Origin of the sequence: Mesorhizobium australafricanum (genome assembly GCF_033977265.1) — a bacterium.
Lineage (GTDB): Bacteria > Pseudomonadota > Alphaproteobacteria > Rhizobiales > Rhizobiaceae > Mesorhizobium > Mesorhizobium australafricanum.
On sequence record NZ_JAVIIT010000029.1, the window covers coordinates 36,840 to 42,839 of the forward strand.

General features: G+C 64.5%; 6 protein-coding genes. 5 read left to right on the plus strand and 1 reads right to left on the minus strand.

The window, feature by feature from the left end:
- Positions 1–666: 666 nt before the first annotated feature.
- Positions 667–1,599: a hypothetical protein gene (locus tag RFM98_RS30295; protein ID WP_320312167.1), complete on the minus strand. Its 933-nt coding sequence runs from the start codon at positions 1,597–1,599 to the stop codon at positions 667–669.
- A gap of 229 nt (positions 1,600–1,828) precedes the next feature.
- Here RFM98_RS30295 and RFM98_RS30300 point away from each other — a divergent pair, with 229 nt between their 5' ends.
- From RFM98_RS30300 to RFM98_RS30320, 5 genes are all read left to right on the plus strand, one after another.
- A complete protein-coding gene (locus RFM98_RS30300) occupies positions 1,829–2,050 on the plus strand; it encodes a hypothetical protein (protein WP_320312168.1) in 222 nt (73 codons plus the stop codon).
- A 422-nt stretch (positions 2,051–2,472) separates the two neighbouring features.
- Entirely contained in the window at positions 2,473–2,958 is a 486-nt protein-coding gene (locus RFM98_RS30305; RefSeq protein WP_320312169.1) for a RidA family protein, read from the plus strand.
- A gap of 122 nt (positions 2,959–3,080) precedes the next feature.
- Complete coding sequence (locus RFM98_RS30310) at positions 3,081–3,296, plus strand: alkylphosphonate utilization protein (protein WP_320312170.1); 216 nt, start codon at positions 3,081–3,083, stop codon at positions 3,294–3,296.
- Between the two features lie 402 nt (positions 3,297–3,698).
- Positions 3,699–5,693, plus strand: a complete 1,995-nt coding sequence (locus RFM98_RS30315) for an acyltransferase family protein (protein ID WP_320312171.1) — start codon at positions 3,699–3,701, stop codon at positions 5,691–5,693.
- 109 nt (positions 5,694–5,802) lie between these two features.
- A partial coding sequence (locus RFM98_RS30320) for a hypothetical protein (RefSeq protein WP_320312172.1) occupies positions 5,803–6,000 on the plus strand: 198 nt, incomplete at its 3' end.

The window sequence follows — 6,000 nt, forward strand, 5'->3', positions numbered from 1 at the left end:
GGTTTCAGCAGCTTGGCGGCGGCGCCGGACGGGCGGGCACCTGCGCGGTGTACCGCCCGCTCCTGGCCGGTCCGCCTTCCAGCTTTGAAACAGTTCTTCAAAACCGATCGAGCCGACGGCGCGTTCCTGAAAATCTCAGAACGTGAAGCCAGAGGATGGCGCGGCGGCGGTCGCCGCCGAAAGCCTGTCACGCCTGGCAAGGGTTGGTTTGCAATATGGCTTCTTCATCGGCTGTCTCGGCCCGGTCGACGATGAAATCAGGGCAGCTAGATATGGCCGGCGCCCGCCGCGTCAAGCGCGCAGACAAACTTGGCGAGGAGGCAAATTGGCGGCCAAGAAACTGGCCACGAAAGGACGGGCCGGCGCTCCGATGGGCGCCAGCCAATTTTGTCCGAATGCCGGTGTTACCTCGGGATCGAGCCGTTCGCGACGACGCTCGACAGCTTCTGCCGCTTCGACAGCACCGGCTTCTCGTAAGTTTTCTTCATAGGGAACACCTTTGCCCAGTTTTCGCGCCCGCAACACGCAACGCGAAACGGATTCCCGTCAAAGAACATTTGCGTGATCGACGCGCAATGCGGGCTGACCGCAACCGAAAGCACGTCGGCTGTAGCTGCTCGGCAACATCCGGCGCCGCCCCCCGAGACAACTCACGATCGTCTCGGGTTATCCAGCGTGCTGCAGCCAATGTCGGTCGAACACGTCGAGGATGGCGCGGAATTCCGACGGCGGAATCTGGATAGCGCCGTCGTGGCTGTGGGCGGCGAGGAATTGGTCGAGCTGACGGTCGACCGCTTCCGGATGTTCCAGGCCGATGCCGAGGCCCGCCAGGTCGGCGGCGATCGAACTGCCGGCCGGCAGGTATCCGCCCCATGTCCCGACGCCGGAAGCCGCATCGCGCAGCCGCACCAGCAGGATCCGGGCCAGCGAGGGCTGCGCTTCGGGGCCGATGACGGCGGAGCCGCACATAAAACCGCCGAGCACGCTGACCGGCTGCGTCTGCGGAAACAGGCAAAGGAAGAACTGCGTGTCGCCGCCGACATCCTTCAGGTGCAAATAGAGACCGCGCTTTGCCGGCATCACCGGACCGACGAGCTGCAAGTGCCCGGTCGGCAAGGTCTCGCTATAGGTAGCCGTCAGCCCATAGACGCCCGGCCCCGCCTCGATCGACAGGCGGCCCTTGATCAGCTGGCCGCGATAATAGGGCGACCAGGCGCGCGAATAGCATGCATAGGTCCCGGCAAGCCCGGAGCCGGCGCCGCGCTCGTCATGCGCGGCGGCGTCGAACTGCACGCCGGCGCGGCGCTCCAGCTCGGCACTGTCGATGCCGTGGCGGGCCGCGATCGCTGCGGTGAAGGCCGGCAGCTCGCTCTCGGCGATCCAGGCTGCGGGCTGTTCCAGATCGAGCAACCTCGCCCAGTCGTCATAGACGCTCATCTGGCGCGGCCGCGCGCGGCCCTGCAGCCATTTGTCGGCGCGGCCGAGATCGAACGCGGTGTTTGGATTGACGGCGCGGAACGCCGCCGCCAGGTCCTTGCGGGTCACCGTTCCCAGCAAGGCCGAAGTCAGCCTTAGTTTCTGCGCGATGTGCTGCGCCATGCCGCAGGTCCCTCGATGCTTTCACCGGCAGGGCATTTTGGCGTTCCCGCGGGAATCGCCGAGCTGCCCTGACGATTTCGTTTAGCACGCCTCCGTGGCGATCACGTTTATCTTCCACCCCCTAATATTCCAGGAAATCCAAAGAATTCCATAGCGTTCCGCGCACGCCGTCTTTGCGGCCGAACTGCCAGCGTTAGGGTCGCCTCGGGGTGAGTTCAGGGGAGCTGTCATGAAAGTCGTTCTATCCGCGCTTGTCGTGGCGCTTGCGCTGTCGCAAGCCGCCGAAGCCAAAACGAAAATCCTGGTTGGCGAAACAAAGGCCAGCGCCGAGAAAACCCGGCCGCCGCTCGATCAGACGGCCACCGGCGGCATTGTGCCTTCGGCCGGCCAGATGGCGACGGGCGCCGCACCGGGCCAGGTCTATCCGCCGCCGCTGGACCTGCATTTCTAGGCAAGTCCGGGTCTAGGCAAGTCCGTTCTAGGCAAGTCCGGGAAAAGCGCTCGGCGACTTCGCCTTAGCCTTTCGTCCGCGGAAACAAGGCAAGCCGTTTCCGGAAGACCGCGTGGCGATCTCCTGTTCGGGAGCGGCGAGGGAAAAACAATCGGCCGATCAAAGGCCGAACCAGATAGCCACCCGGCCAGCCTGAGGGCTGGGGGCTTGGCGTCGCCGGCGGGGGCCGGCGCCCACCCGCGCGGATCGCAAAGCCGCGGCCCGCGCGGGTCAGGTTTTTGGCCATTTTGGCCAACCCATACTTCTTCAGGTTCAAGTTTCTTCGGGCCTCAAGTCATCCTTGACGAGTGGACGGCGAACCGGAAAGCTCGGCCACGGCGCTGCAATGGCGCTTCAAGACGAACTCCGAAGGAGGCCATGCCATGCCGGGTGCCGACGAAAAGCTTGCCGCGCTCGGCATCATGCTGCCGCCGCCCTTGAAACTGCCGCCGGGCATGGTGCTGCCCTTTCCCTGGGTCAACATACGCGGCGACCGCGCCTATATCTCGGGCCACGGGCCGCAGGAGCCGGGCGGCTCGCTTGCCGGTCCGTTCGGCGCGGTCGGCGAGAGCGTGTCGCTGGACGAGGCGCGGGCGTCGGCCCGCAAGGTCGGGCTGTCGATGCTCGGCAGCCTGAAACGCGAGCTCGGCAGCCTCGACCGGATCACCGGCTGGTGCCGCGTGCACGGCATGGTCAATTCGGCATTGCGCTTCACCGAAACGCCGGCGGTGATGAACGGTTTTTCGGAGCTCATCCTCGAGGTCTTCGGGCCGGAGATCGGACGCCACGCCCGCACGGCAATCGGCGTCGCCGCGTTGCCGCTGAATTTCCCGGTCGAGATCGAGGCCGAGGTGACGATTGCGGGCTGAGCGCCAATTTCTCCCACTTTGTGGGAGATAGGGCAGCGGTGCCGCCAAGGGCGCGAATAGCTTGACCAACTTATCATCGGCGCGATAGGCGGGCGCAGGCTCCACCAGATGAAAGACCCGTCATGACCGACGTAAGAGACAGCAACGGCACGCCGCTGAAGGATGGCGACTCCGTGACCCTGATCAAGGACCTCAAGGTCAAGGGCACGTCCGAGACGATCAAGCGCGGCACGCTGGTCAAGAACATCCGCCTCAACGGCAATCCCGGCCAGATCGAATGCAACACCAAGCAGGTCAAGGGCCTGGTGCTGAAGACGGAGTTTCTGAAGAAGGCGTGATTGCGGGCCGGGCCTTCTCACCTTCCGCCTCCGCGAAAGAGCTCAAACCATTCCGGGTGGTCTTCTCGATCAGATCGGTCTTCCATTGGCGTGGCCAGCGCTTCAGTGATTTCTCGCGGTGGACGTCGCCGGCAACGTTGCGATCTTAGCTGGCGATATCGTCAGCGGCTATTCTGGACCGTTGCATTCTTGGCCGAGGTTACGGCATGGATTCCAGGGTCTGCGCGCGTCGCTTCGCTCCTTGCTCCGCCCTGGAATGACGAAGCATTGTTCGGGCGTGGTCCCTGATCCACCTCCCCTTATGTTGCACCGCGTTAGATTTGTTGCATTGCGATATCGGCGCATAGGGACGAGGCTTTGCAACAGGCGGGATACGAACGACCATTCACGAGGTTCGTATTCGTGTCAGCATCGACGCAGGATTTCCGGCCCGACATCGAAGGGTTGCGAGCACTGGCCGTGGCGGGCGTCGTGGCCTACCACTTCGGCCTGGCGGCGCTGCCGGGCGGCTTTGCCGGGGTCGACATCTTCTTCGTCATCTCGGGCTATCTGATCACCCGCCATCTCGTCGCCGAGATCTCCGAGACCGGCAGGCTCGACCTCCTGCGTTTCTATGCCCGGCGCGCGCGGCGCCTGCTGCCGGCGGCACTTTTCGTCATCGCCGCAACGCTTGCCGCCGGCGCGGTCATCCTGTCGCCGGAAGAGCAGGCGCTCTATTCCAAGGGCGCCATGTTCGCCTCGGCCTATATGATTAATCTGTGGCTGATCCGCTGGTCGTTCGACTATTTCGCCAATGATGCCGCCAGCAACCCGTTCATCCATTACTGGTCGCTGTCGGTGGAGGAGCAGTTCTATCTCGCCTGGCCGGCGCTCTTGATGCTGGCCGCCTGGTTGAAACCCGGCAAGCGCGTCATCTTGGTTGCGATCGCTGCTGCCGGCCTTGTCTCTTTCGTCCTCTGCGCCTGGCTGACGAGCGTGTCGCAGCCCTGGGCTTTCTACTTTTCGCCGCTGCGCGCATGGGAATTTGCCGCTGGCGGCCTTGCATCGATGGTGCCGGCACGGCTGTTGCAGGAGCGCCCGCTGCTGGGGCGGGCGCTAAGCCTGGCCGGCCTGACCATGATCGGGGTCGCTTATCTCACCTTCAGCGAGGACGCTCCCTTCCCCGGCTTTCTGGCGCTTCTGCCGGTGGCCGGCACGGTCCTTTTGCTCAAGGCGGGAGCGGCCGGCGCCAGGGACGGCACTCCTTGTTTGCGCAATTCCGAACGGAATTACGTGAACGCCGCCCTGGCGCTGCCGCCTTTGCAGTGGATCGGCAAGCTCTCCTATTCGCTCTATCTCTGGCATTGGCCGGTCATCGTCTATGCCGGCATGCTGGCGCCGGAGCTGACGCCGGCGGAGCGGCTGCTTTGCCTTGTGCTCACGCTGGCGCTGTCGACCCTCAGCTACCACCTCATCGAGAACCCGATCCGTCGCAACGGCTGGCTGATGGCCAACGCGGCGCGGGCGCTGGTGCCGGCCCTCCTCCTGACCGGCACCGGCGTCGCAGCCGCCTATGGCAATGCCAGGCTTGCCGTGCGCGACCTCGATCCGGAGCAGCGCATCATCGCCGCGAGCGCGGCCGAACCTTCCACGGCGCGCGCCAAAGCGGGCTGCGTGCTGGACTATGAGACGGTGACGCCGAAACCATGCGTGTTCGGCGATGGCCAACGCGTCATCGCCTTGTTCGGCGACTCCCACGCCGACCACTGGTCAACGCCGCTGATCGAGGCAGGCAGGAAAAACGGCTACCGGGTGGTGACCTGGCTGAAGAACTCCTGCCGCGCCTCGCGCATCAGCGTCTGGTCGTCCGACCTCAAGCGCGCCTATGCGGAATGCGACCGCTGGCGCGAGCAGGCGATCGACGAGATCATCGAGGCGAGGCCGGCGCTGGTGGTGATCTCGGAACTGGCGCTGACCAGCGGCCGCAAGATGGCGGGCCGCGGCGGCGACACGGCAAACCAGGACGCGGATTGGCGTGCCGGTTTGCGCTCCACGCTCACCAGCCTCAGCAAGGCAGGGCTCAAGATCGCCTTCATCCGCGACGTGCCGTTCAACAACGCGAATGTCGACACCTGCGTGGCGCGGGCGCTTTGGCGGGACGAAACGCCCTCGCGCTGCGACCAGACGCGCGCCTATGCCGCCAACGACCGGATGGCGGCGGTGGAGCGCGAGATCGTCAACAGCGTCCCCAATGCGAGCTATGTCGATCTCACCGACCGCTTCTGCAGCGCCACCACTTGCCACGTCTTCATCGACGGCAAGCTCGCCTTCCGCGACCAGCACCATATGGCCACGCCCTTCGCGGAATCGCTGGAGCCGGAGGTGGAGAAAAGGGTGATTTCGAAGGTGGGAAGGTAAATAGGGCGTGATGGAGCGCGTAATCTCCCCCCTTGCGGGGGAGATGGCCGGCAGGCCAGAGGGGGGTGCTGTCCCGCCCCGCATGTCAACCGGAGAGGTTGCGACTCCGATGGTTGAGCCGATATCGGAAGCGTCAGCGTTCCTTCACACCCCCCTCTGCCCTGCCGGGCATCTCCCCCGCAAGGGCAGGGGAATCGCAGATAAGTCGATTGTGTATTGCCATGCAGCAAAAGAAGGATTCTTGAGTGGCTTTCTCGAAGCAGAGGAGGCCGCAATGCCATTGGTTTTGTCGATCTTGCGAGAAGTA

Coding starts and splice junctions, on each gene's coding strand:
- RFM98_RS30295 (WP_320312167.1), bottom strand. CDS start 1,599: ATGGCGCAGCACATCGCGCAGAAACTAAGGCTGACTTCGGCCTTGCTG.
- RFM98_RS30300 (WP_320312168.1), top strand. CDS start 1,829: ATGAAAGTCGTTCTATCCGCGCTTGTCGTGGCGCTTGCGCTGTCGCAA.
- RFM98_RS30305 (WP_320312169.1), top strand. CDS start 2,473: ATGCCGGGTGCCGACGAAAAGCTTGCCGCGCTCGGCATCATGCTGCCG.
- RFM98_RS30310 (WP_320312170.1), top strand. CDS start 3,081: ATGACCGACGTAAGAGACAGCAACGGCACGCCGCTGAAGGATGGCGAC.